We start from the raw sequence: 21,840 nt of genomic DNA on the forward strand, positions 1-21,840 counted from the left end.
AATGCCCCGCTTCCTGAAAGAGTTCTTTAACCGCAACGGCACCGGTATGGGGCTAGCGATTCTGGGTCTGGTGATCTTCTGGACCATCGGCCTGATCATCCTGCCGCAGCTGTCGATGCTGGATTTCTCATTCCGGCCTAACCTGCCTCCGCCTGAGATTGGCGGGCCCAAGGATGTCTACACGCTGGAGAATTACAAATATTTGATCTACGGCCCCGAGGGCGGCAGTCAGGAATACAACGCGGTCGATCTGCGCGTGTTCTTCCGTACTCTGGTTGCGGCGGTCTGTGTGACGATCTTCAACCTGATCCTCTGCTACCCAATCGCATACTATCTGGGCCAGTCCAAGGGCAGCCATATTCGCATCTTTGCGATCATGCTGATCATCCCTTACTGGATCAACGAAATCCTGCGCGCCTTTGCATTGCGCATCATCTTTGGTGAGACAGGCGTGCTGAATACCCTGTTCGTCGGCCTTGGCGTCTTTGACACACCGTTCGACTTCATCCGCAACGACATCGCGCTCTATGCAGGGCTTGGCTACGCCTACATCCTGCTGATGATTTTCCCGATGTATAACGTGATCGAAAGCCTCGACGGCAACCAGATCGAGGCCGCACGGGATCTGGGTGCCCCGTGGTGGCGGATTCACTGGCGGGTCGTCATCCCCTATGCCAAGCCGGGGATCAGTTCGGGCTGTACGATGGTGTTCATGCTGTCGGCAGGAGCGCTGGCTGCGCCGCAAATTCTGGGTGGGCCGTCCAGCTTGTGGTTCACGCAGCTGATCTATCAGCAATTCAACGACAACAATGACTGGCCGCAGGGGGCCGCTTACGCGATCGTGCTGCTGGTGACCTGTATCCTGTTTGTGTTGGCCGTAATGCGTCTGTTCAAGGTGAATATGGGGGATATCGGCAAATGAACCTGTCCTTCCTTCGTGTAAGTATCTGGGTCTATCTGGCAATCTTCTTCCTGTATCTGTTGGGCCCGCTGGTGATCATGTCGGTCACGGCCTTCAACTCGTCTGCCTTCCCGCGGATGACTCCGTGGGAATGCCTGACCTTCCAGTGGTTCGGAGCGCTGTTTCAGGATCAGCGTATCCTGAACGGCATCAAGAACTCGCTGATCATCGGGGCCGGTACGGTGGTTCTGTCGGTGGCGATGGGGCTGGCGGGGGCGCTGATGCTGACCCAGATATGGCCCAAGCTGCGCGCAACCTATTACACAATCATCATCGCGCCTATCCTGATCCCCGGGGTTGTTCTGGGGATTTCAACCCTGGTGTTCTGGGACCGGATCAACCGGATGCTGGGGCTGGGCGCGGATAGTGTCCTGTCGAACGGCATTTTCCTGACGGTGATTGGCCAGTCCACCTTTATCGCCAGCTATTGCATGTTGGTTCTGGTGGCGCGGCTGCAGCGGTATGACGTGGCCTTGACCGAGGCCGCACTGGACCTTGGCGCGACCCATGCGCAGGCGTTCCGCAAAATCCTGCTGCCGTTTATGCGGCCCGCGATTGCAAGCGCCGCAGTGCTGGCGTTCCTCGCGTCGTTCGAAAACTACAACACGACCACCTTCACCTTCGGCGAATACCCGACACTGACCATCGAACTGGCACAGAAAGTACGCTATGGCATCACGCCGTCGATCTCGGCCCTGGCCTTTATCATCGTGGCGCTGACGGTGTTTTTTGCCCTGCTGAACGAGGCGAAGTTGAAGCGACAGGAACTGGTCGCCGCCGCGCGCAAGAATGCCACGGTCGAAGAACTGGCGGGCAAGATCAAACTGCCCAGTTTCTTTGCAGGCAATGTCGCCGCCATGCTCGTGGTTGTCTTCGCGGCCGCTACGATCACAGTTGTGGGCACGGCAACCGCCTACAGCCCGGACCAATGCATCGCCAACGTGAAAGAGCAAAAGCAGCTTGAAGCCGACCAGCGTATCCAAGAGCTGCGCAAGCAGCGCGAAGAACGCCGCAAACAGCGCGAAGCTGACGAGGCAGAACAAGGCGAGACGCAATCCGCTCCGAAACCGTCGAACAATAGCGGGTTTGGCAATGTCTTCGCGCCAAATGCTTTGAGTGGTGACGAAGATGAATCCAACGCCGAGCCGCAACCTTCGACCAATGGCGGGTTCGGCGGAGCGTTTGACCCCAACAGTCTGAAAACGGACGAATAGCGCAATCTGCGCCCGCCGGGATTACCCCTCGGCGGGCGCGCCTTTTTCCAGAACAAGCGCATCACAGGCATCAATCACATGCCCGTTCCACGTGACCGGCGCGGCGTTGTAGTTGATCAGGAATGTATGTTCGCCTGTCTCACGACGTCTGAGGCCGCTCAACATGGGATACACACTCAACCCCGTATGCTGAGCGGCCATCCGAACGACACGATCCCAAAGAGTGTCGTTCGGGAAATTGGCCAGATACCACATGGATCCGGTGCCCGTCAGCGCTGGCGTTCCGTCTGCATGGGTCAACAGTGCTGTGGCGGTCCCAGACAAACGCTCGACCCAGTGACAGGCCGCTCCTCCGCCCGAGACATCGCGTTTGGACGTGGGCGGCAGGGTTTCGATCAGGTCAACATGGCTGTCCAGGCCGACCAGGCCCGGTCGACCAGTCTGAGGAATCTGAAAATCGCGGGTAATCGCCCCGCTACGCGGTCCCAGAATGGCCAGATCACAGCCGTTTGAAATACTCCGCTCCAAGTCCTTGTCGATCGTGGCCAGACCAGGTGCCAGTATGATTTTGTAGCCATCCGCCGGAATGCTGTCGGGCGACAGGAAGTCCACCGACAAGCCCGCCCTTCGCAACGCGCGGTAGGTCGAGAAGACCAGCCGGAAATAATCAAACCCTGCCCCCTGAGGTTGGGTCGCCCACGCCCAGTCTGAGGCGTAGTCGAACAGAATGGCTACATCCGCCTTGCGCTGTGTCACAGAACCGATTTGGGCAAGGGTATCCGCTGTTTCTCGCGCCTCGGTCAAGGCTGGGGCAGGGCGATTGTCTGGTGTCAGTAATCCTGCATGCATCTGCTCTTGCGCGAAGGGAGCTTGTCGCCAGCGGAAATAGCTGACCACCTCGGCCCCGTGGGCGACAGCCTCAAGCGACCAGAGCCGGACCATACCCGGCAACGGTGCCGGGTTGTAGGGCGCCCAATTCACCGGGCCAGGCTGCTGCTCCATCACCCACCAGCGGCCCCGCCCCACGGCGCGGTATAGGTCGTGGTGGAACGCCTGCATGTCGGGATCACCCTGTTGCATAAAGGCGGCTTTATGCGCCTCGTCCACCTCAAGCCGGTCAGACAAGAAGCCGATCGGATAGCTGTCCCACGTGGCGATATCCAGGTCATCGCCCACCTTGAAATGGTCGAATTCCAATACCCGGCCCATGTAGTTGTGCAGCAGCGGCGCGTCGGTCAGCTTGCGCAGCACATCCACTTGCGCCTTGTTGAACACCACCACCTGATCCGAGCTGAACCGGCGGAAAGCCAGAACATGGGCGGGGTTGGGTTCAGTCACAGTCAGGTTGGGCAGGTCAATCTGGTCGAAACCATCATATTCCATCGACCAGAACACATTCCCCCAAGCTGTATTCAATGCATCGATCGAGCCGTATTGACCCTCAAGCCAATTCTGAAACGCGGCAAGGGCGACCGGGCTATAGCTGATGGTGGTATCGTGGCAGCCATATTCATTGTCGATCTGCCACGCGGCGATGTGGGGATTCCGGCCATATCGCTCACCCATGATCTGCGTGATCCGAGCGCATTCCTCAATATAACCCTGATGGCTAAAGCAGTAATGCCGCCGCGATCCGAATTTGCGTGGGTTCCCGTCCGCGTCAACTGCCAGCATGTCCGGGTATTTCTCAAGCATCCAGCGCGGTGGCGTGGCGGTTGGTGTCCCCAGAACCACTTTCAAACCCGCCGCGCCCAAAGTGTCGATGGCCCGGTCAAGCCAGTCGAATTGCAGATCACCCGGAGTTGGTTCCATCCGGCTCCAAGCGAATTCGCCGATGCGCACCCAGGACAGGCCGTTTTCGACCATGCGTGCGGCATCTTCGGCCCATATCACTTCTGGCCAATGTTCAGGATAATAGCAGACGCCAAGTTCCGGTTTCATAGGATAACTCTGTATTCTGGCTGACCCTTTCCCGCGCTGTGTGCCGCAAAGGTCATGCCGTTTGAAGGCTGTTTTGCAAGGATATCCGCATCCAGCCCCTGCCGGGCCGAAGTACAGAACAAGGTTGTCAGATCAGCCCCTCCAAAGCAGGGACATGAGGTATGTGCCGCATCGAATTCCACCGACTGCAGGAACTGACCGTCCGGCGCATGGGCTGCAACGCGATTTGCACCCCATTGGGCAATCCAAATGTTGCCTTGGGCATCTACCACTGCACCATCTGGGTTCAGATCATCTGCGCGTAAATCAAGAAAAACGGAGCTGTCGCCCTCGGGCCAGCCATCCGACGGGTTCAGCGTCCAGCGCATCACCTGCTTGGTCGCCGTATCGGTGAAATAGGCGCAGGATCGGTCGGGCGCGAAACAGATCGCGTTCGAGATCGTGACGTCAGGCACCAAACGGCGCAGTTCCCCGCGCCAAAACCGATAAATCGCGCCTGCTCCACGCTCAGCATTTTTCCCCATCGTTCCGATCCAGAACCCGCCCCACGGATCAGCCCGGCCATCATTCGAGCGTGTGACAGAGTTTTCTGCCTCAAGCGCAGTGATCAGCGCCTTTTTGCGGCTTTCAAGATTGAAGTGCCACAACCCGGTTTCGGACGCGATCAGCAGCGTCTCAGTGTCGACCCACCCGGCGGCCGAGACATGTTCGTCGAACTGCCATTCAACGGGCGCGCTATCGACCTGCGTCATCAAACGTTTGCCAAGAATGTCGAACCAGAAAAGCTGCTTCCGTTGGGGATGCCACAGCGGCCCCTCGCCCAATGCGCAAGGGCGGTCGTCAAAGACGGTGCTCATCCGGCGGCCTCGTTGTAGGCCGCGACGATTCCGCGTGCACGTTCCGAGATCTCGGCTACTGAAAAGCCGGGCTTGAAAAGGGCCGATCCAATGCCGAAACCGTCCGCCCCCGCATTGATCCACACATCGAAATTATCGGGCCCAGCACCACCAACGGCGTAGACCTTTGCCCCTTCTGGCAATACTGGGCGCATAGCGGCCAATCCGGTCGGTCCCGCCATCACACCGGGAAACAACTTGAGCCCCGTTGCGCCTGCCTTGAGGGCGGCAAACGCCTCGGTCGGGGTGTAGACGCCGGGCCAGCTTTGCATGTTCAGCGCGACCGTGCGCTGGATGACATCCGTGTCGCAATTGGGCGAAACGATCAGCTTGCCGCCAACCTTGGCCACGGCATCCACTTGATCCGCGGTTAACACCGTGCCCGCGCCAATCAACGCCGTATCACCAAATTTTTCGGCCAGTATGCCGATGCTTCTTAGCGGCTCGGGCGAATTCAGCGGCACTTCAATCTGGTCGATACCGGCATCAATCAGAGCCTGGCCAACATCGGTCGCTTCGGTCGGGTGAAGACCTCTGAGGATTGCGATAATGGGACGGCTCATGCGGTCTGCCTCGTCAGGTTTCGGGCCTGATGCAGACCCGCCAGAGTGGTGTTCGTACTATCGGCGATTTCAAAAAAAGCGCCTTGCTGTTTCAGGGCGTGACCATAGACATCCGACAGCCCCTCAGCCCCGATGATCGCGATCTGCTGACCCAGCCAATAGGGTCGCGTGGCAGCCAGTTCTGCCCCGATTAGAAATCCTGACAGACGGGCGCGGGCAACAGAAGCATCCTGCCCATTCAGCAAATCAGCTGCGCGCAGTCCAAACAGGCGCGCCGCCATCTGTTCAGGTTTGGACAAAGCATCCGCCGCGGCTTCGGCAAAAGCCGCATCGTCCCATCCTTCTCCGACCGAGTGACGCAGCACCGAATGCCCGCTGAGCAGGCTGAACATCTCACCGGTCATGAAGGTGCGAAAGCTGACCACTTCGCCCGCGCTGACTTGCACCCACTTAGTATGGGTCCCCGGTAAGCAGATCACGCCGTCCCAATTCTTGTATCCTGCCAGATAGCCTGCGATCTGAGTTTCCTCACCCCGCATGACGTCTGGCGGGTTGGCCTGTTTCAAACCGGGCACCACAAAAGCGCGGAAGCGCGGGTCCGTGCCCGGCACCCTGATCGGAGCGCGTGGCACTGGCGCTGAAGGCACGGCAGAGTAGGGGGCCTCGACCCAGCCCTGACGCGCGCCTACCATACCACAGGCGACGACATCGACCGGCTCGGCACCAAGCCAATCCTCGATCAATTCCAGCAATGCATCCTGAAACGCGCCCCGGGTCAGACTTCCCATACCCTTGTCCGAGTCCGCCTGATCCAGAACATGGCTGCCCTGCATTGCCCAAACTCGTAAATGGGATGTTCCCCAATCTGCTGCGATCCATTCGATACTCATGGTCTCATCCCGTCACCACGACACCGCCATCGACCGCCATGCACTGACCAGTCATCGCCCGGCTGGCTTGTGAAGCCAGAAACAGCGTAGGCGCAATCATGTCCTCTGGGGTCAGATGTTCTTTCAGGCATTGTCGGTCCAGATGCGAGGCCAGATCTACGGGCGTGGCCCACATGTCCAGTTGTTTCTGCGTCAGCACCCAACCGGGGGCCAGCGCGTTGACACGGATATTCCTGGGGCCAAGTTCACGTGCTAATGAGCGGGTCATGCCGGTTATCCCTGCATTCGAAGTGGTGTAGACCGGATAGCCGGCATTGCCCATCATGTAACTGATCGAACTGAAATTGATGATCGCGCCGCCTTCAGTCATCTGACGTGCGGCTTCCTGTGAGGCAAAGAAATACGCCTTGAGGTTCACCTCGATCATCCAATCCCAGAATTCGGGCGTTGTTTCTTCGAGTGAGTGGCGCTTGTCATTGGCTGCGTTGTTGACCAACACGTTGAGCGGTCCGTGCGCCTCGGCCGCTTTGGTCATCGTGGCGCGTAGCAGTTCGGTATCCGTCATATCCCCTTGCAGGAACAGCGGCGCACGACCGTGTTTTTCGCGCATCTCTTCAACAAAAGCACTGGCATCAGACCGGCCGATGAACGCGACATTGGCCCCCTGCGCCATGAACCCGTCGGTCAGCGCAGCGCCAACGCCTGAGCCTCCACCGGTGATATAAACCGAGGCACCGTTTAGGTCGTGGAATGTGGCGGGTTGGCTCATCAGCGGCTCTTTCTGCTTACGGGGCGCGTAGTTTGGCCCGTTTGGAAAATAAATTTGTAGGGCCTCTCACGCGGCCCTGGCAGGCTGACACCAATCCGGCAGCCATTCGGAATGCGCGGTCAGGAGATCGGTGACCAGATTGCGAATTTGCCGCAAGTCCAGTTCCGCAGCTGTATGCGGGTCCATCATCGCGGCGTGATAGATATATTCAGGGTTTTGGTCGACAAGCGCGCGCACGATCAGCTCTTGCACATTGATCTGGCTGCGCATCAGCGCGATCAGTTGGGGCGGGATATCTGTCACGACTGAGGGCTGCACCCCGTTACTATCCACCAGACAGGGCGTTTCAACCGCCGCGCCCAAAGGCAATTGCGGGATTTGGCCGGTGTTGGGCAAGTTGCCATAAGCCACATAAGGCGTGTCGGTTACGATAGCATTCATCAGATCGGCCGCAAATTCGTGGCTGCGCGTCACTGCGATGTCGCGCCCATCCGTCAGGGTCTTTGCCTGTTCTTTCCAACTGGCGATTTGTTCCTCGCACCGGGTGGGATATTCATCCAGCGGGATCGAAAACTGCTCGATCAGGTCCTCACGACCGTCCTTGATGAACCATGGAACATACTCGGCCAGATGCTCGGAACTCTCGGTGCAAAAATAGCCAAGGTGGTCCATCACCTCGTACCGCACTTTGTTGGGACAGCGGGGCATCAACAAAGGCGGCTTCGGGAACCGCCCACCGGCATAGCCCTGACGCAGCGCGGGATAAAGATCGTGTCCTTCATGCTCCAACCGCAGGAAAAAGGCGACGTGGTTTACGCCCGCTACCTTGTAGCGAATATCGCTTTTTGGAAGGTCCAGATCATGGGCCAGTTCTTCGACGGTGTTCTGGACCGAGTGACACAGCCCGACATGTTTGAGCGTCGGGAAACGTTCGGCCAGAGCCCAGGTGTTGATCGCCATGGGGTTGACGTATTGCAACATCGTTGCGTTTGGACAAAGCTGCAGCATTTCATGCGCGATATCCCAAAGAACCGGAACCGTGCGCAGGCCCCGCATGATGCCGCCGACGCCCAATGTATCGGCGATGGTCTGGCGCAGTCCGTATTGCTTGGGGATATCGAAATCCGTGATCGTGCAGGGTCTGTAGCCCCCCACCTGAAACGCTGTTACCACGAAATCCGCCCCATCAAGCGCCGTGCGGCGGTCTGTATGGGTCGTGACGGTTGCGCCGGTCCCGACCGAGCGGATCATGGCGCGGGCAACGGTTTCACTTTCGGCCAAGCGGTTCGCGTCGATATCCATCAACGCAAAATGGCTGTCTGCAAGCGCAGGGGTCAGCAGGGCATCGCCGACGATATTCTGCATGAAGATCGTGGAGCCCGCTCCGACGAAGGCAATCTTTGTCATTTTGCAAACCTTTGGTTTGACGTTATTTTACGGCACCGAGGGTCAGACCCGCGATGAAGTGTTTCTGCATCAGGAAGAACATCGCCACGGGCGGCAGCGCCGCGACGATGGAACCGGCGCTCATCAGTTGATAAGCGGCGCGGAATTGGGCGTTAAAGCTGGTGATCCCGGCGGTAACAGGCTGGCTTTCAGCCCCTTGGGTCAACACCACCGCCCAGAAATAGTCGTTCCAGATGAAGGTGAAGATCAGCACGCTCAACGCAGCGATGGCCGGCTTCATCAGCGGCAGAACGACGTACCAAAAGATACGCACCTCGCTAATACCTTCTACCCGCGCGGCCTCGATCAGCTCAAACGGAAGCGCCCGGATGAAATTGCGCATGAAGAGAGTGCAGAACCCAGTCTGGAAGGCAATGTGAAATAGCACCAGCCCGGTTTTGGTGTTGTAGAGGCCCAATTCCAGCGTGAGATCGCGCACCGGCACCATCAGGATTTGGAAAGGCACGAAGTTGCCGGCCACGAAGAGGAAGAAAATCCACAGGTTCGACCTGAACTTGTAGATACCCAGGGCAAAACCAGTCATGCAGCTGAGCGCAACAGCACCAATCACAGTAGGAATGGTGATCAGGAACGAGTTCAGCAGATATCGCGGCATGTCCGAGTTGAAGAACACCTGCCCATAGTTGAAGGCTCCTTCAAAACTGGACGGCATACCCCAGTAGTTGGCGTTGGTGAAATCCGCCGCGGGTTTGACCGAGAACAGCGCCACCGCCAGCAATGGTCCCAACCACAGCAGCAGGGCAACGGGTAGCATGGCCTGATAGGTGATCTGCGCCGCGCGGGGCTGTTTTTCGATAGGTTTGGGAAACATCTCAGTGTCCCCTTTCTTCACGGTACATCGACCACAGGAAGTAGGCGATGAAGCACAGCATGATGAGGAACAGGATGACCGCAATGGCGGCACCGTAGCCCATACGGAATCCATATTCGGACAGGGCAACTTCGAACATGTAGTAGGCCAGCACGCGAGACGAACCGAAAGGACCACCCTGGGTCATGATCGAAATCAAGTCAAAGCTGCGCAAGGCGCCGATGATTGTAACGACGAAAGCAATGAATGTGGCAGGGCGCAGTTGCGGCAGGATGATGTGCCACAGCATCCGCCAGCCCTTTGCGCCATCCAAGCGGCCGGCTTCAATCTGTTCCGGGTCCACTGCGTTCAAACCTGTCAGATACAGGATCATACAATAAGCGGTTTGCGGCCAGAGACCGGCAACGATGATGCCATAGGTCACGAAACGCTCGTCGCCCAGCACGTTGAGCGGGCCAAGACCGAAGAAGGCGAGGAATTCGTTCAGCAATCCAAAGGTCGGGTCGTAAAACCATGTGAAAACAAGGCCCACAACAACCTGTGAGATCACGAACGGAAAGAAAAACAGCGACTTGTAGAGGCGAATACCCCAAACGGTCTGGTTCAGGAACAGCGCAATGAAAAGCCCTGCAGGGATCGCGGCCAGATACAGTATTAGCCAGATCAGGTTATTCTTGAGTGAGATGAAAAAGGCATCCCGGTCGACCCACTCCCAATAGAGGTCCTCATAGTTGCGAAAGCCTACATATTCCGCAGCACCCAGCCCATCCCACTCATAAAGAGAGAGGTTAAAGGACTGAAAAACTGGAATGATGACGTAGACCATGAAGAACAGCAGGCCAGGGGCAAGGAACAGCCACGGGGCGATGCGCTGCTGGTTGCGGTGAAACCAGCTTTCCTGTTCAGGAGCTTCGGCGGCAGTGGTCATGGGGACACTCGGATTGGATCAAAGGAGCAAGGCGGGCTTTACCCGCCTTGCGCAGGTCTTGGTACAAACCGGGCCAGAGGCCCGGTCTGACCGGATCAGTTGTCGTAGATGCGCTGACGCGCGCGTTCCAGCTTGGCCAGGATGCGGTCGGCATTGTCAGGCTTGACCATGAATTCCTGGAAGCCTTCCATCGACACTTTGGCCATTTCTGCCGGTGCGTCGCGGTCCCAGAACTGGGCGACACCGCCGGGGCTGTTGGACGACAGCATCTCGAAGCCCTGGTTCAGGAATTTGTCGTCATCCACGGCCGATTTTGCGTTGACAGGAAGCTGGCCCAGGTTTTTGCCGTTGTTAATTTCGGTCTGTTCGTCAGGCGAGACAACGAAGCGCAGGAATTCACGCGCAGCTTCCTTGTTCGAGGCGTTCGACGGGATGTGGAACGTATCCGTTGGCGCGTCCTCGGCAAGTTCGACATCGGGGTTGATCGACACAAACTGATAGAAATCCAGCTGATCATCGCTCAGACCGGCTTCGCGCAGCGGGGCCACGGCGAAGTTGCCCATCAGATAGGCTGCAGCTTCGCCATTGACCATGAAGGGCAGGGCTTCTTGCCAGCTATAGGTCTGGTGGTTGTCGATGAACGCGCCCATGTCGATCAGCTGTTTCCAATTGGCGAAGGTCTGCTTGACGCGGTCGTCTTCCCAGCTCACTTCGCCATTGGCCAACTGCTGGTGGAAGTCGAAGCCGTTGGTACGCATGTTCAGATAGTCAAACCAGCCGCCTGCGGTCCACAAGAATTTGGTGCCGATCGTATAGCAGGCGCGGCCGGAATCGACGATCTTCTGACAGTTGGCCAGCTCTTCTTCCCATGTGGTCGGCTCGGTCAGACCCAGCTCATCGAAGATGTCTTTGCGATAGTAAACACCCCACTGGTAATAGGTATAGGGCACGCCCCATTGCTTTCCGTCGATGGTCATCGCGCCTTTGGTCGAGGCCAGATTGTCGCCAATCTCGGCTTCGGCCCAAAGGTCCGACACGTCTTCGAACAGACCAGCCTCGACATAGGGCTTCATCCGGTTGGCAGCATACCAGGTGGCAACATCCGGAGTATCAGCAGTCAGAAAGTTGCGTATCTGAGTCTTGTAGGCTTCACGGTCGATCACAGTGGTCTCGATCTCCAGACCAGGGTGTTGCGCCGCAAACCGGTCGATCATCGCTTCCATCGTTGCGCGAGGCGCCGGGTTCGATGTGTCCAGGAAAATGCGCAGCTCGCCGGTCAGTTCAGCTGCTACAGGCGCTGCAAGTGCCACACTCGCCGCCAAAGCTGCTGCAGTGCGCTTGAAGATGGAATTCATGGTGTCCTCCCTTAGATTCCATTTTTTTGGTTATTTTGGTTCCAAATAATGAAACCTTGTTTTACATATTGAAAACTACACATCGAATCGGTTAATCTTGTCAAGACCCTCGTGACGAAGACGGTGGATCAATGGGAGGATGGAAGGCGCTCGTGGCTGGCGACGGTACTATAGGAAAAGCGTGCGACGTACTGGAGCAGGTGGCAGCGTTTGCTCGCCCGGTCCGATTCGCGGAACTTTTGGAAAGCAGCGATTTTCCAAAGGCGACCCTGTATCGCTTTCTTCAAAGCCTGACAAACCAGGGCATGCTGTCCTATGACCCGGACCGGCAGACATATGCGCCCGGGCTGCGCCTTGTCCGTTTGGCGCACGCTGCGTGGACCCAAAGTTCGCTTGCCCCGATCGCACGACCTTTTCTGGACGCGCTCAGCCGCGAAACGGGCGAGACTGTACACCTTGCCCAACTGGATTCAGGTCAGGTTCTGTATGTCGACAAGCGCAACGCGACCCAACCTGTAGAAATGTATTCGCAAGCGGGTAAAGTTGGCCCCGCTTATTGCACAGGCGTGGGAAAGGCCATGATGGCTTATCTGGACGCTGACGCGCTGGATAAAGCTCTGTCGCAGCAAAGCTTTCATCGGTTTACCGACAAGACCTTGGCGTCGGAACAACTCTTGCGGGCGGATCTCGATGTCATCCGTGCGCGGGGATACGCCGTGGATGATGAAGAACACGAACCGGGCATTATCTGCGTAGCCTGTCCCGTCCTGACCGAAGGGGGGCGGATTTTGGGTGCGATTTCGATCACCGGATCGACGGAACGAATGAGCTTTGATCAGTTGCAGGCATGGGTACCCCGTGTACGCCGCGTGGCTGATCAAATTGGAATTGAAGCGCAAGCGTGGCGGTTTCCCGAAAGCCGTCCAAACGGATCTAAGGACAGGATGCAAGCGACATGACAGGCGTCACTCTGAACAGTGCGATCAAGCGATATGGTGAGACGCAGGTTATTCACGGAATCGATTTACAGATCGAGGATGGCGAGTTTTGCGTCTTTGTCGGTCCATCGGGGTGCGGCAAGTCCACTTTGCTTCGGATGATCGCGGGGCTTGAGGAAACGACAGAGGGTGAGATCCGGATCGGGTCGCGCGATGTGACCCATCTGGACCCGGCCAAACGGGGGGTTGCAATGGTGTTCCAGACCTACGCGCTCTACCCGCATATGACAGTGGCCGAGAATATGGGTTTTGGTCTTCGTATGAACGGCGTCGCCAAGACCGAAATCGACAAAAAGGTACAAGAAGCGTCGAGCATTCTGAAACTCGATCAGTATCTGAAGCGTAAGCCCAAAGCTCTGTCCGGTGGCCAGCGGCAACGTGTTGCTATCGGCCGGGCCATCGTGCGCGGCCCCGAGGTGTTTCTGTTCGATGAACCTCTGTCCAACCTGGATGCCGAGTTGCGCGTCGAAATGCGTGTCGAGATCGCGCGCCTGCACAATGAAATCGGCGCGACCATGATCTATGTGACCCATGACCAGGTCGAAGCGATGACCATGGCGGACAAGATCGTGGTTCTGCGCGATGGCCGGATCGAACAAGTGGGCGCGCCGATGGACCTCTACCGCGACCCGGACAACCGGTTCGTCGCGGGCTTCATCGGTTCGCCAGCGATGAACTTTTTGGAGTGCGACGTGGCAGATGGCCATGTGACGCACCCCGCGTTCAGCCAGCCAGTGCCGGTGACGTCCTCGGTTCCTGCAAACGCAACGAAAGTGACGCTGGGCGTTCGCCCCGAACACCTTCAGGTGGACCGTTCTGGCGACAGTTGCACCGTGGACCTGACCGAAGCGTTGGGGGGTGTCAGTTACTCGTATCTGCTGACCGCGAATGGCGACAAGCTGATCGTGGAAGAGCGGGACGATGAGCGCAGCAAGCAAGGCGCACGTATCGGCGTCACCTTCTCGCCCGACCGTGCAATGATGTTCGACGCGGAAACGGGCGAACGGTTGCGGTAAACGCAGACCAGCCTATCGCAGAAGGGCGCCGGTCACGAGGCACGGCGCCTTTTGTAGCGCAATTTTGTTGTGGATTTTGTATCCAATATCCGATATCGCAATTGAAACGGCGCATCTCCTGCGCCGCAACCTCGGATTTGTCGAAGGATCGCCGTATGACGACCAATGTTTTCACTGGCACAATGCCAGCGCTCATGACCCCCTGCACAGCGGACCGTCAACCAGATTTCGACGCGTTGGTGCGTAAGGGGCGACAGATGATCGACGCAGGCATGTCGGCCGTTGTCTATTGCGGGTCGATGGGGGATTGGCCTTTGCTGACCGATGCCCAGCGTATGGAAGGGGTTGAACGCCTAGTGGCCGCGGGGCTACCCGTTGTCGTCGGCACCGGGGCGATCAATACCAAATCCGCTGTGGCCCATGCGGCGCATGCGCAAAAGGTGGGTGCCGTTGGGTTGATGGTGATCCCACGTGTTCTGTCGCGTGGCAGCTCTCCGACCGCGCAGAAGAACCACTTCAAGGCAATCCTGACCGCAGCGCCGGATGTGCCTGCGATCATCTATAACAGTCCCTACTACGGGTTCGCCACGCGGGCCGATTTGTTTTTTGCACTGCGGGCCGAGCATCCCAACCTGATCGGCTTTAAAGAGTTCGGCGGCAAAGAAGACCTGCGCTATGCAGCGGAAAATATCACCAGCCAGGACGATCAGGTCACGCTTATGGTCGGCGTCGATACCGAGGTGTACCATGGGTTCGTCAATTGCGGCGCAACTGGCTCGATTACGGGCATCGGCACCGCATTGCCGCGCGAGACGCTGTTGCTGGCCGAACTGTCCAAGAGGGCAGCCAAAGGCGATGCCGAAGCCCGCCAGCGCGCACAGGAACTGACCGAGGCGATTCATGTTCTGTCCAGCTTTGACGAAGGGCCGGATCTGGTGCTTTACTACAAGCATCTTCTGGTGCTGAACGGGGACGAGGAATACAGGTTGCACTTCAACGATACGGATGAGCTGACCGACGCGCAGCGTAACTATTGCGAGCAGCAATATGCCCTGTTCGGCGCGTGGTTCGCCAATTGGTCGAAACAGGGCGGAGTGATCGCTGAATGCATGTGATCGACAGCCATACCGGAGGCGAGCCCACGCGGGTCATTCTGGATGGAGCACCCGATCTGGGTACCGGGTCGCTGGCCGACCGCGCCCGAAGGCTGGCAACCGATCACGAGGAATTCTACCGCTCGATCATGCTGGAGCCGCGTGGCCAACCCGCCATGGTCGGGGCGTTGCTGGTTGAACCGGTCGATCCAACCTGCGTAACCGGCGTGATCTATTTCGACGTTGACGCAGTGCTGCGTATGTGTGGCCACGGCACCATCGGGCTGGCGGTGACGCTGGCGCATCTGGGACGTATCGGCATCGGAGAACATCGCATCGAAACCCCCGCCGGTGTGGTGACGGTCACTTTGCACGACGCAAACACAGTGACCGTCCAGAATATCGAAAGCCGCCGGGTGCATCGCGACGTGACACTGGACGTGCCGGGTCATGGCCAGGTGACCGGCGATGTTGCATATGGCGGAAACTGGTTCTTTATCGTAGATCCCAGCCCGATTGCCGTTGAATCTGCCAATATTCGCAAACTCACCGATATGACGGTCGCTATTCGCGAGGCCTCGATTGCGCAGGGGATAAGCGGCGAACAGGGTGAGCCGATAGACCATGTGATCTTTCAGGGCGCGTCGGATGATCCTGCCATTCATGGTCGCAATTTCGTGCTGTGCCCGGACGATAACTATGACCGCTCGCCCTGCGGCACCGGCTGTTCGGCCCGGTTGGCCTGTTTGGCCGCCGATGGCGCGCTGGCCCCCGGCGATGAGATCACGCAGCAGAGCGTTATCGGCAGCACCTATCGCCTGTCTTATCACCCCGGCCTGGATGGCGGCGTGATCCCCTCCATCACCGGGCAGGCCTATGTCATGGCGGAAACCACGCTGATCTTCCCGGAATCTGACCCGTTCAGAACAGGGATACAAGTTTGAGCGAGCAGGTCGTCATCATCGGGGCTGGGGTAATTGGCATCACGACCGCGCTGGAACTGCAGCGCCGAGGGCATTCGGTTCTGGTGCTGGACAGGGACGGGGTCGCCTCTCAAACCTCGGCGGGGAATGCAGGGGCATTTGCTTTCCCCGAGGTCGAGCCGCTGGCTACGCCCGGTATCATGCGCAAAGCGCCAAAATGGCTGCTGGACCCGCTGGGTCCTTTGTCTATCCCGCCCTCATACGCGCCGAAGATCGCACCGTGGATGTACCGCTTTTGGCGGGCAAGTCGGCCTTCGCGCTATGCGGATCTGCTGGACGCGCAGGCCCGACTGATGCAGGTCTCAAGCTCTGCGTTAGAGCGTTTGATACCGGCCGTCGAGGGCGAGACGATGATGCAGCGCGATGGACAGATGCAACTCTACGAATCCGAAGCTGAATTCCGCATCAGTTTGCCCGCTTGGGACCAGCGGCGCGCGCATGGGATTGAGTTCGAACTGCTTGAAACGCGCGAAGCGATAGCCGAGAAACAACCGGGCCTCAGCCCCCGCTTCACCCATGCAGGGTTTACGCCGAACTGGATGAATACAATCGATCCAAAGACGTGGGTCCAACATCTGGCCAAAGCATTCAGCGACCGGCAAGGGCGGATCGAGACGCGTGGCGTCCGGGCCCTGACCCCGCTGGAAAACGGGACGCGCATCACCCTTGAGGATGGGACGCTGGATGCGGCAAAGGTCATCGTCGCGGCGGGCGCGTGGTCGCACCATCTGGCGCAAACGCTGGGAGATCACATCCCCCTTGAGACCGAGCGTGGCTACAATACGACTCTGCCGCCGGGTGCCTTCGATCTGCGGATGCATCTCACGTTTTCCGGCCACGGCTTTGTGGCTAGCCGGATCAACGGCGGCGTGCGCATCGGTGGTGCGGTCGAATTGGGAGGGCTGTCCCTGCCACCCAATTTCAAACGCGCCAAGGCTCTACTGAACAAGGCCGCGCAGTTCATGCCCGGACTGAACACGCACGGGGGCACACAGTGGATGGGGTTTCGACCGTCGCTGCCAGATAGTATGCCGGTCATCGGGCCATCCCCCAACGCGCCCGATGTGATCTATGCGTTCGGACATGGCCATCTGGGGCTGACGCAATCGGCAGGCACCGCCGAATTGGTTGGTGCGTTGCTGGACGGGACACAGCCGCCCATCTCGATGAACCCCTATTCCGCCACTCGGTTTTAGGGAGTAAGATGCGCAGCGTGAAGACCATCCACATCATCTCCGCCCACGCAGAAGGCGAGGTGGGCGATGTCATCGTCGGGGGCGTTTTGCCTCCGCCCGGTGAGACCCTCTGGGATCAACGCTCTTTCATCGCGCGGGACCAGACACTGCGCAACTTCGTGCTCAATGAGCCGCGCGGCGGCGTGTTTCGGCATGTGAACCTTCTGGTGCCGCCCAAACACCCCGAGGCGGATGCAGCGTTTATCATCATGGAGCCTGAAGACACCCCGCCTATGTCCGGGTCGAATTCCATCTGCGTAGCGACCGTGCTGCTGGATAGCGGGATGATCCCCATGCAGGAACCCGTCACGCATCTGACGCTCGAGGCCCCCGGCGGGCTGGTCCGCGTGCGGGCCGACTGTCGCAATGGCACTGCCGAGCGCATCTATGTGCAGAACCTGCCCAGCTTCGCCGACCGGATTGCGGCATCGTTGGAAGTTCCGGGGCTCGGGCACCTGACGGTGGATACCGCTTATGGCGGCGATAGCTTCGTCGTGGCCAATGCGGCGCAACTTGGCCTTGACATCGTCGAATCTGAGGCACGCGAACTGGCACGCGTTGGCGTTGCAATCACCAATGCTGCGAATGAACAACTCGATTTCCGGCACCCCGAAAACCCGGACTGGACCCATATCTCGTTCTGCGCATTCTGTGGCCCGGTTGAGCAGACAGAAACCGGGCTGCGGGGCAAATCCGCCGTCGCTATTCAACCGGGCAAGATCGACCGCTCGCCCACAGGAACTGCTGTATCGGCGCGCATGGCCCTGATGGCCGCCAAGGGTGAACTGGCCGTTGGGCAGACGTTCGAGGCCGTCTCGATCATCGGCTCGCGCTTTACCGGCAAAATTCTGGACACCGCAACAGTCGGGTCACACCCCGCCATCATCCCCGAAATCAGCGGTCGCGGCTGGATCACTGGCACTCATCAACACATGCTGGACCCCAGCGATCCCTGGCCGGGCGGCTACAAGCTGAGCGACACCTGGGGCGTCTGAAAATTGAGCGCGACGGGGTGATTGACGCGATTTTCCGCAAACCGTGTCAAAATGCGCGGTCAGATGTGATTGATCCCAAGCCAAACGTGATTTAAGGGAGGCCCTGTCAAATCAGAGTCACCGTTGGGGCACCAGGATAGCCGTGCCCCGCCTATGCCACTCGAAAGTGGCCAACTCTTGGAACGCACGCCCCGAAAGGCTTTAAAAAAGGTAAAAGAATATGGCAGATAAATCAGACTTCGACATATTGTATACCATTGTAGACGAAGCGCCCGAGCTGGCCAGCGCCTCGTTCCTGCCCATCATCCGCAAGTTCGCATCCGCCGCAGGCGTAAGCGTTGGGACCAAGGATATTTCGCTGGCCGGACGTATTCTGGCGACCTTCCCCGAAAACCTGACCGACGCGCAGCGCATCACCGATGATCTGGCCGCCCTGGGTGAACTTGTGAAAACACCCGAAGCGAATGTGATCAAGCTGCCCAACATCTCGGCCTCGGTCCCGCAATTGGTGGCCGCCGTCGACGAGCTGCAATCGCAGGGTTACAACATTCCGAACTATCCCGAAGAACCCTCGAGTGACGAAGAAAAGGCTATTCGCGCGCGCTATGACGCCATCAAGGGCTCGGCCGTGAACCCGGTTCTGCGCGAAGGCAACAGCGACCGTCGCGCGGCAAAGGCCGTGAAGAACTACGCCCAGAAGAACCCGCATTCGATGGGCGAATGGGTCTCGGACAGCAAAACCAAAGTGTCGTCCATGCCCGGCAACGATTTTTACGCCAATGAGAAATCGGCCACCATCTCCGCAGACCAAGCAGGCGACGCAAAGATTGAATTCGTCGGCAAAGATGGCAGCACCACCGTTCTGAAAGACGGCTGGCCGCTGGCTGAGGGCACTGTGGCAGATGCAACATTCATGTCGGTCAAAGCTCTGTCCGCGTTTCTGGCCGAGGCCATCGAGGACACCAAAGCAGACGGCACCATGTTCTCGCTGCACATGAAAGCCACCATGATGAAGGTCTCGGACCCAATCATTTTTGGCTATGCAGTCAAAGCGTGGCTGGCCCCGGTGTTTGACGAATTCGGTGCGGAACTGGATGCGCTGGGTGTGAACCCGAACTCAGGGCTCGGCGACCTGTTGGAGCGTGTTCAGGGCAATGCCGATATCATGGCCGCCATCGACGCGATAAAGGGCGACCGCCCGTCCATGTATATGGTCGACAGCGATAAAGGCATCACCAACCTGCACGTGCCCTCGGACGTGATCATCGACGCCTCGATGCCCGCCGTGATCCGCGCGGGTGGCAAAGGCTGGGATGAGGCAGGCGCCAAGGGTGACACCAACTGCGTGATCCCCGACCGTTGCTATGCGTCCGTCTATGACGAAACGATTAACTTCTTCAAAGACAATGGCGCGCTGAACCCGGCCACCGCCGGCGCGGTCGCCAATGTGGGCCTGATGGCGCAGAAGGCCGAAGAATACGGCAGCCACCCGACGACGTTCCAGGCACCCGCCGACGGCACCATTCGCATCGTTCTGGCCAATGGTGACTTGCTACATTCGCACGACGTCGAAAAGGGTGACATCTGGCGTTCTTGCACCGTCAAGAAAGCCCCAATCGAGAACTGGATTCAGCTGGCTATGGACCGTCAGCGCCTGACCGGGTCCGAGGCGATCTTCTGGCTGGACGCAAACCGCGCACATGACGCTGAGTTGATCAAATACGTCAAACCGGCGCTTGAGGCCGCAGGCGTGGCTGACAAGTTCATGATCCTGGCCCCGCGCGAAGCGACCCGTCAATCGCTGGAGACGATCACGGCCGGCAACGACTCGATTGCGATTACCGGCAACGTGCTGCGCGACTATCTGACTGATCTGTTCCCGATCCTCGAACTGGGCACCTCGGCCAAGATGCTGTCCATCGTCAAGCTGATGAATGGCGGTGGCCTGTTCGAAACCGGCGCGGGTGGTTCCGCCCCGAAGCACGTGCAGCAGCTGGTCGAGGAAAGCCATCTGCGATGGGATTCGATGGGTGAATTCTGCGCGTTGGGCGAGTCGCTGAACTTCCTGGCCGACAGCAAAGGTAATGCCAAGGCGGGCGTTCTGGGCGCGGCAGCCGAGGCCGCGACGCAGGGCATTCTGGACAACAACCGCTCGCCCAGCCGCAAGGTCGGTCAGCCCGATAACCGCGACAGCCACTATTGGTTTGCGCGCTACTGGGCCGAGGCTTTGGCGGCGCAATCGGACGATGCCGACCTGGCCGCCGAGTTCGCGCCTTTGGCCAAAGCGCTGGCCGATGGCGAAGCGGCGATCCTGTCCGAGCTTGCCTCGGCTCAGGGTGGGGCGGCTGATTTGGGTGGCTATTTCCACACCGATCCGGCCAAGACCGCCAAGGTTATGCGCCCCAGTGCCACGCTGAATGCGTTGATAGACGCATAAAACACAGCGAACGCGCACATTATCAAAAATAGAAAAAGGGCCGACCCCCAAAGTCGGCCCTTTATTAGAGTGAGTAGGAAAGAATTGCGCCTTTCCGATCGAGGTTCTTGGTCTGCAACGCCTGCTATGCGGCGGCGTCGTAAAAAAGGGGCCGATCGTGGGACCAGCCCCAATCTATTAGTTCGATGCTGCGTTCAGCTTTTCATTCTGCTCGCGCAGCGTGTCCGAAATGATCGCATACCATTCGCCACTTTCGCGCATCTCGTTCAGGCCCTTGTTCATCATGGCGATGTATTCGCGTGCGAACGGGTTGGTGCGGTGCGCCAGGAAACTCATGGACGACAGGGTCGAAACATAGGGGTTTTCCACGATGTCAGCCGACGTAAGGCCCATGTCTTTCTTCGTGGCCGCAAACAATTCAACTTCGAACGCTGCGACATCGGCGGTACCAGTCAGAACCGCATCCAAGCATTCGCGGGCCGAGTTGGGTTGAACCACGGTGGTGTTGCTGCGGTTCAGGCCAACCTCTTCCAGAACGACCATGCTCCAACCGGCCATCCGGCAGATGGTTGCGCCTTCGAAATCCGAGAAGGAGGTTGCGTCGACATATTCGCTCTCGGGCAGGGTGAAAAAGCCGCCTACGACATCATAGACCGGAACCGAAGCCACAAATTGCGAGCAGCGTGCTTCGGTTTCTTCGGACCATTCATAGGTGCGGTTGGTGCAATCCGGAACTGTCCAGGCGATCGAGATATCGAACGCGCCAAGCGGCAGCAGCGTATCCAGGTGCGATGCCCAATCATCCACAAAGCTGACCGAATATTCACGCTGGTTTCCTGCACGCTGGAGGCTGGTGGTCGCCAGACGGGTCATGATACCGCCGCCGCCCAGACCTTCGCTGGTGAAAGGTTCCCAGCCATTGCCGGCAACCATCTTGATCGGCGGAGCGTAGACATTCGAACGTTTGACACTGGCGGCGCGCTGCTCTTCGGCGGCGATGATGTCCTGCGCGCTCTGGCCGTTCGGCAGGCTGCCATCGTCACAGGGCAGGGCCAGAACCAGACCGGGCTCCAGCGCGTTGGGGTTGGTGATGTCATTGCGGTTCGCGTTGAAGATCGGCTGATAGTTTGAGGTGCCATAGGCCGCGATGGCAATGGTTGCCATCGTGTCGCCATCCTGCACGGTGTAGTTGGTACACGCTTCCTGAGCCGCCGCCGCGCCAGCGCTGAGGGCAGTTACAGCCGTGGCCGACAATGCCACCTTCTTCAGATTGAAATTAAACATGTC

19 protein-coding genes are annotated in these 21,840 nt (G+C 58.6%); 9 read left to right on the forward strand and 10 right to left on the reverse strand.

Annotated features, from left to right (window positions below; translation table 11 throughout):
• Position 1 precedes the first annotated feature (1 nt).
• Together ACR0DB_RS12990 and ACR0DB_RS12995 are read left to right on the forward strand one after the other, a co-directional pair.
• The gene (locus tag ACR0DB_RS12990; protein WP_480551384.1) at positions 2 to 922 is read left to right on the forward strand and encodes an ABC transporter permease; all 921 of its coding nucleotides are present in this window, start codon (positions 2 to 4) and stop codon (positions 920 to 922) included.
• A complete protein-coding gene (locus tag ACR0DB_RS12995) occupies positions 919 to 2,175 on the forward strand; it encodes an ABC transporter permease (RefSeq protein WP_480551386.1) in 1,257 nt (418 codons plus the stop codon). The genes ACR0DB_RS12990 and ACR0DB_RS12995 overlap by 4 nt, the downstream gene beginning before the upstream one ends.
• A gap of 21 nt (positions 2,176 to 2,196) precedes the next feature.
• Here ACR0DB_RS12995 and ACR0DB_RS13000 read toward each other — a convergent pair whose 3' ends face one another.
• The 9 genes from ACR0DB_RS13000 to ACR0DB_RS13040 form a co-directional block, all read right to left on the reverse strand.
• Positions 2,197 to 4,116: a beta-galactosidase gene (locus ACR0DB_RS13000; protein WP_480551388.1), complete on the reverse strand. Its 1,920-nt coding sequence runs from the start codon at positions 4,114 to 4,116 to the stop codon at positions 2,197 to 2,199.
• Positions 4,113 to 4,973, reverse strand: coding sequence for an SMP-30/gluconolactonase/LRE family protein (locus ACR0DB_RS13005; protein ID WP_480551390.1), 861 nt, complete (start codon positions 4,971 to 4,973; stop codon positions 4,113 to 4,115). Before ACR0DB_RS13005 ends, ACR0DB_RS13000 begins: the two co-directional genes overlap by 4 nt.
• Complete coding sequence (locus ACR0DB_RS13010) at positions 4,970 to 5,575, reverse strand: 2-dehydro-3-deoxy-6-phosphogalactonate aldolase (RefSeq protein ID WP_480551392.1); 606 nt, start codon at positions 5,573 to 5,575, stop codon at positions 4,970 to 4,972. The genes ACR0DB_RS13005 and ACR0DB_RS13010 overlap by 4 nt, the downstream gene beginning before the upstream one ends.
• Positions 5,572 to 6,465 (reverse strand): 2-dehydro-3-deoxygalactonokinase, encoded by an 894-nt coding sequence (locus ACR0DB_RS13015; protein WP_480551394.1) that lies wholly within the window; start codon positions 6,463 to 6,465, stop codon positions 5,572 to 5,574. Before ACR0DB_RS13015 ends, ACR0DB_RS13010 begins: the two co-directional genes overlap by 4 nt.
• Before the next feature lie 4 nt (positions 6,466 to 6,469).
• Positions 6,470 to 7,234, reverse strand: coding sequence for an SDR family NAD(P)-dependent oxidoreductase (locus tag ACR0DB_RS13020; protein ID WP_480551396.1), 765 nt, complete (start codon positions 7,232 to 7,234; stop codon positions 6,470 to 6,472).
• A 66-nt stretch (positions 7,235 to 7,300) separates the two neighbouring features.
• Positions 7,301 to 8,641 (reverse strand): alpha-galactosidase, encoded by a 1,341-nt coding sequence (gene melA / locus ACR0DB_RS13025; RefSeq protein ID WP_480551398.1) that lies wholly within the window; start codon positions 8,639 to 8,641, stop codon positions 7,301 to 7,303.
• A 22-nt stretch (positions 8,642 to 8,663) separates the two neighbouring features.
• Positions 8,664 to 9,512, reverse strand: a complete 849-nt coding sequence (locus ACR0DB_RS13030; RefSeq protein ID WP_170773509.1) for a carbohydrate ABC transporter permease — start codon at positions 9,510 to 9,512, stop codon at positions 8,664 to 8,666.
• A gap of 1 nt (position 9,513) precedes the next feature.
• The gene (locus ACR0DB_RS13035; RefSeq protein ID WP_170785929.1) at positions 9,514 to 10,440 is read right to left on the reverse strand and encodes a carbohydrate ABC transporter permease; all 927 of its coding nucleotides are present in this window, start codon (positions 10,438 to 10,440) and stop codon (positions 9,514 to 9,516) included.
• Positions 10,441 to 10,535: 95 nt separating this feature from the next.
• Positions 10,536 to 11,795 (reverse strand): ABC transporter substrate-binding protein, encoded by a 1,260-nt coding sequence (locus ACR0DB_RS13040; RefSeq protein ID WP_170773513.1) that lies wholly within the window; start codon positions 11,793 to 11,795, stop codon positions 10,536 to 10,538.
• A gap of 152 nt (positions 11,796 to 11,947) precedes the next feature.
• On the opposite strand from ACR0DB_RS13040, the gene ACR0DB_RS13045 reads away from it, so the two are divergent.
• The 7 genes from ACR0DB_RS13045 to ACR0DB_RS13075 all read left to right on the forward strand — a co-directional run bounded on the left by ACR0DB_RS13045 (position 11,948) and on the right by ACR0DB_RS13075 (position 20,553).
• Positions 11,948 to 12,754, forward strand: a complete 807-nt coding sequence (locus ACR0DB_RS13045; protein ID WP_170773516.1) for an IclR family transcriptional regulator — start codon at positions 11,948 to 11,950, stop codon at positions 12,752 to 12,754.
• Positions 12,751 to 13,809, forward strand: coding sequence for an ABC transporter ATP-binding protein (locus ACR0DB_RS13050; RefSeq protein WP_480551400.1), 1,059 nt, complete (start codon positions 12,751 to 12,753; stop codon positions 13,807 to 13,809). Before ACR0DB_RS13045 ends, ACR0DB_RS13050 begins: the two co-directional genes overlap by 4 nt.
• A 155-nt stretch (positions 13,810 to 13,964) precedes the next feature.
• Positions 13,965 to 14,924, forward strand: coding sequence for a dihydrodipicolinate synthase family protein (locus ACR0DB_RS13055; protein ID WP_480551402.1), 960 nt, complete (start codon positions 13,965 to 13,967; stop codon positions 14,922 to 14,924).
• Positions 14,915 to 15,847: a 4-hydroxyproline epimerase gene (locus ACR0DB_RS13060; protein ID WP_480551404.1), complete on the forward strand. Its 933-nt coding sequence runs from the start codon at positions 14,915 to 14,917 to the stop codon at positions 15,845 to 15,847. Before ACR0DB_RS13055 ends, ACR0DB_RS13060 begins: the two co-directional genes overlap by 10 nt.
• Positions 15,844 to 17,082: an NAD(P)/FAD-dependent oxidoreductase gene (locus tag ACR0DB_RS13065; protein ID WP_480551406.1), complete on the forward strand. Its 1,239-nt coding sequence runs from the start codon at positions 15,844 to 15,846 to the stop codon at positions 17,080 to 17,082. The genes ACR0DB_RS13060 and ACR0DB_RS13065 overlap by 4 nt, the downstream gene beginning before the upstream one ends.
• Positions 17,083 to 17,090: 8 nt before the next feature.
• Positions 17,091 to 18,116: a trans-3-hydroxy-L-proline dehydratase gene (locus tag ACR0DB_RS13070; RefSeq protein ID WP_480551408.1), complete on the forward strand. Its 1,026-nt coding sequence runs from the start codon at positions 17,091 to 17,093 to the stop codon at positions 18,114 to 18,116.
• A gap of 220 nt (positions 18,117 to 18,336) precedes the next feature.
• Positions 18,337 to 20,553: an NADP-dependent isocitrate dehydrogenase gene (locus ACR0DB_RS13075; protein ID WP_480551410.1), complete on the forward strand. Its 2,217-nt coding sequence runs from the start codon at positions 18,337 to 18,339 to the stop codon at positions 20,551 to 20,553.
• A 177-nt stretch (positions 20,554 to 20,730) separates the two neighbouring features.
• Here ACR0DB_RS13075 and ACR0DB_RS13080 read toward each other — a convergent pair whose 3' ends face one another.
• Positions 20,731 to 21,837 carry a LysM peptidoglycan-binding domain-containing protein gene (locus tag ACR0DB_RS13080; RefSeq protein WP_170773525.1) on the reverse strand — a complete coding sequence of 369 codons (1,107 nt, stop codon included), beginning with the start codon at positions 21,835 to 21,837 and terminating at the stop codon, positions 20,731 to 20,733.
• Between the last annotated feature and the right edge of the window lie 3 nt (positions 21,838 to 21,840).

This window comes from Ruegeria sp. AB6 (genome assembly GCF_056542685.1).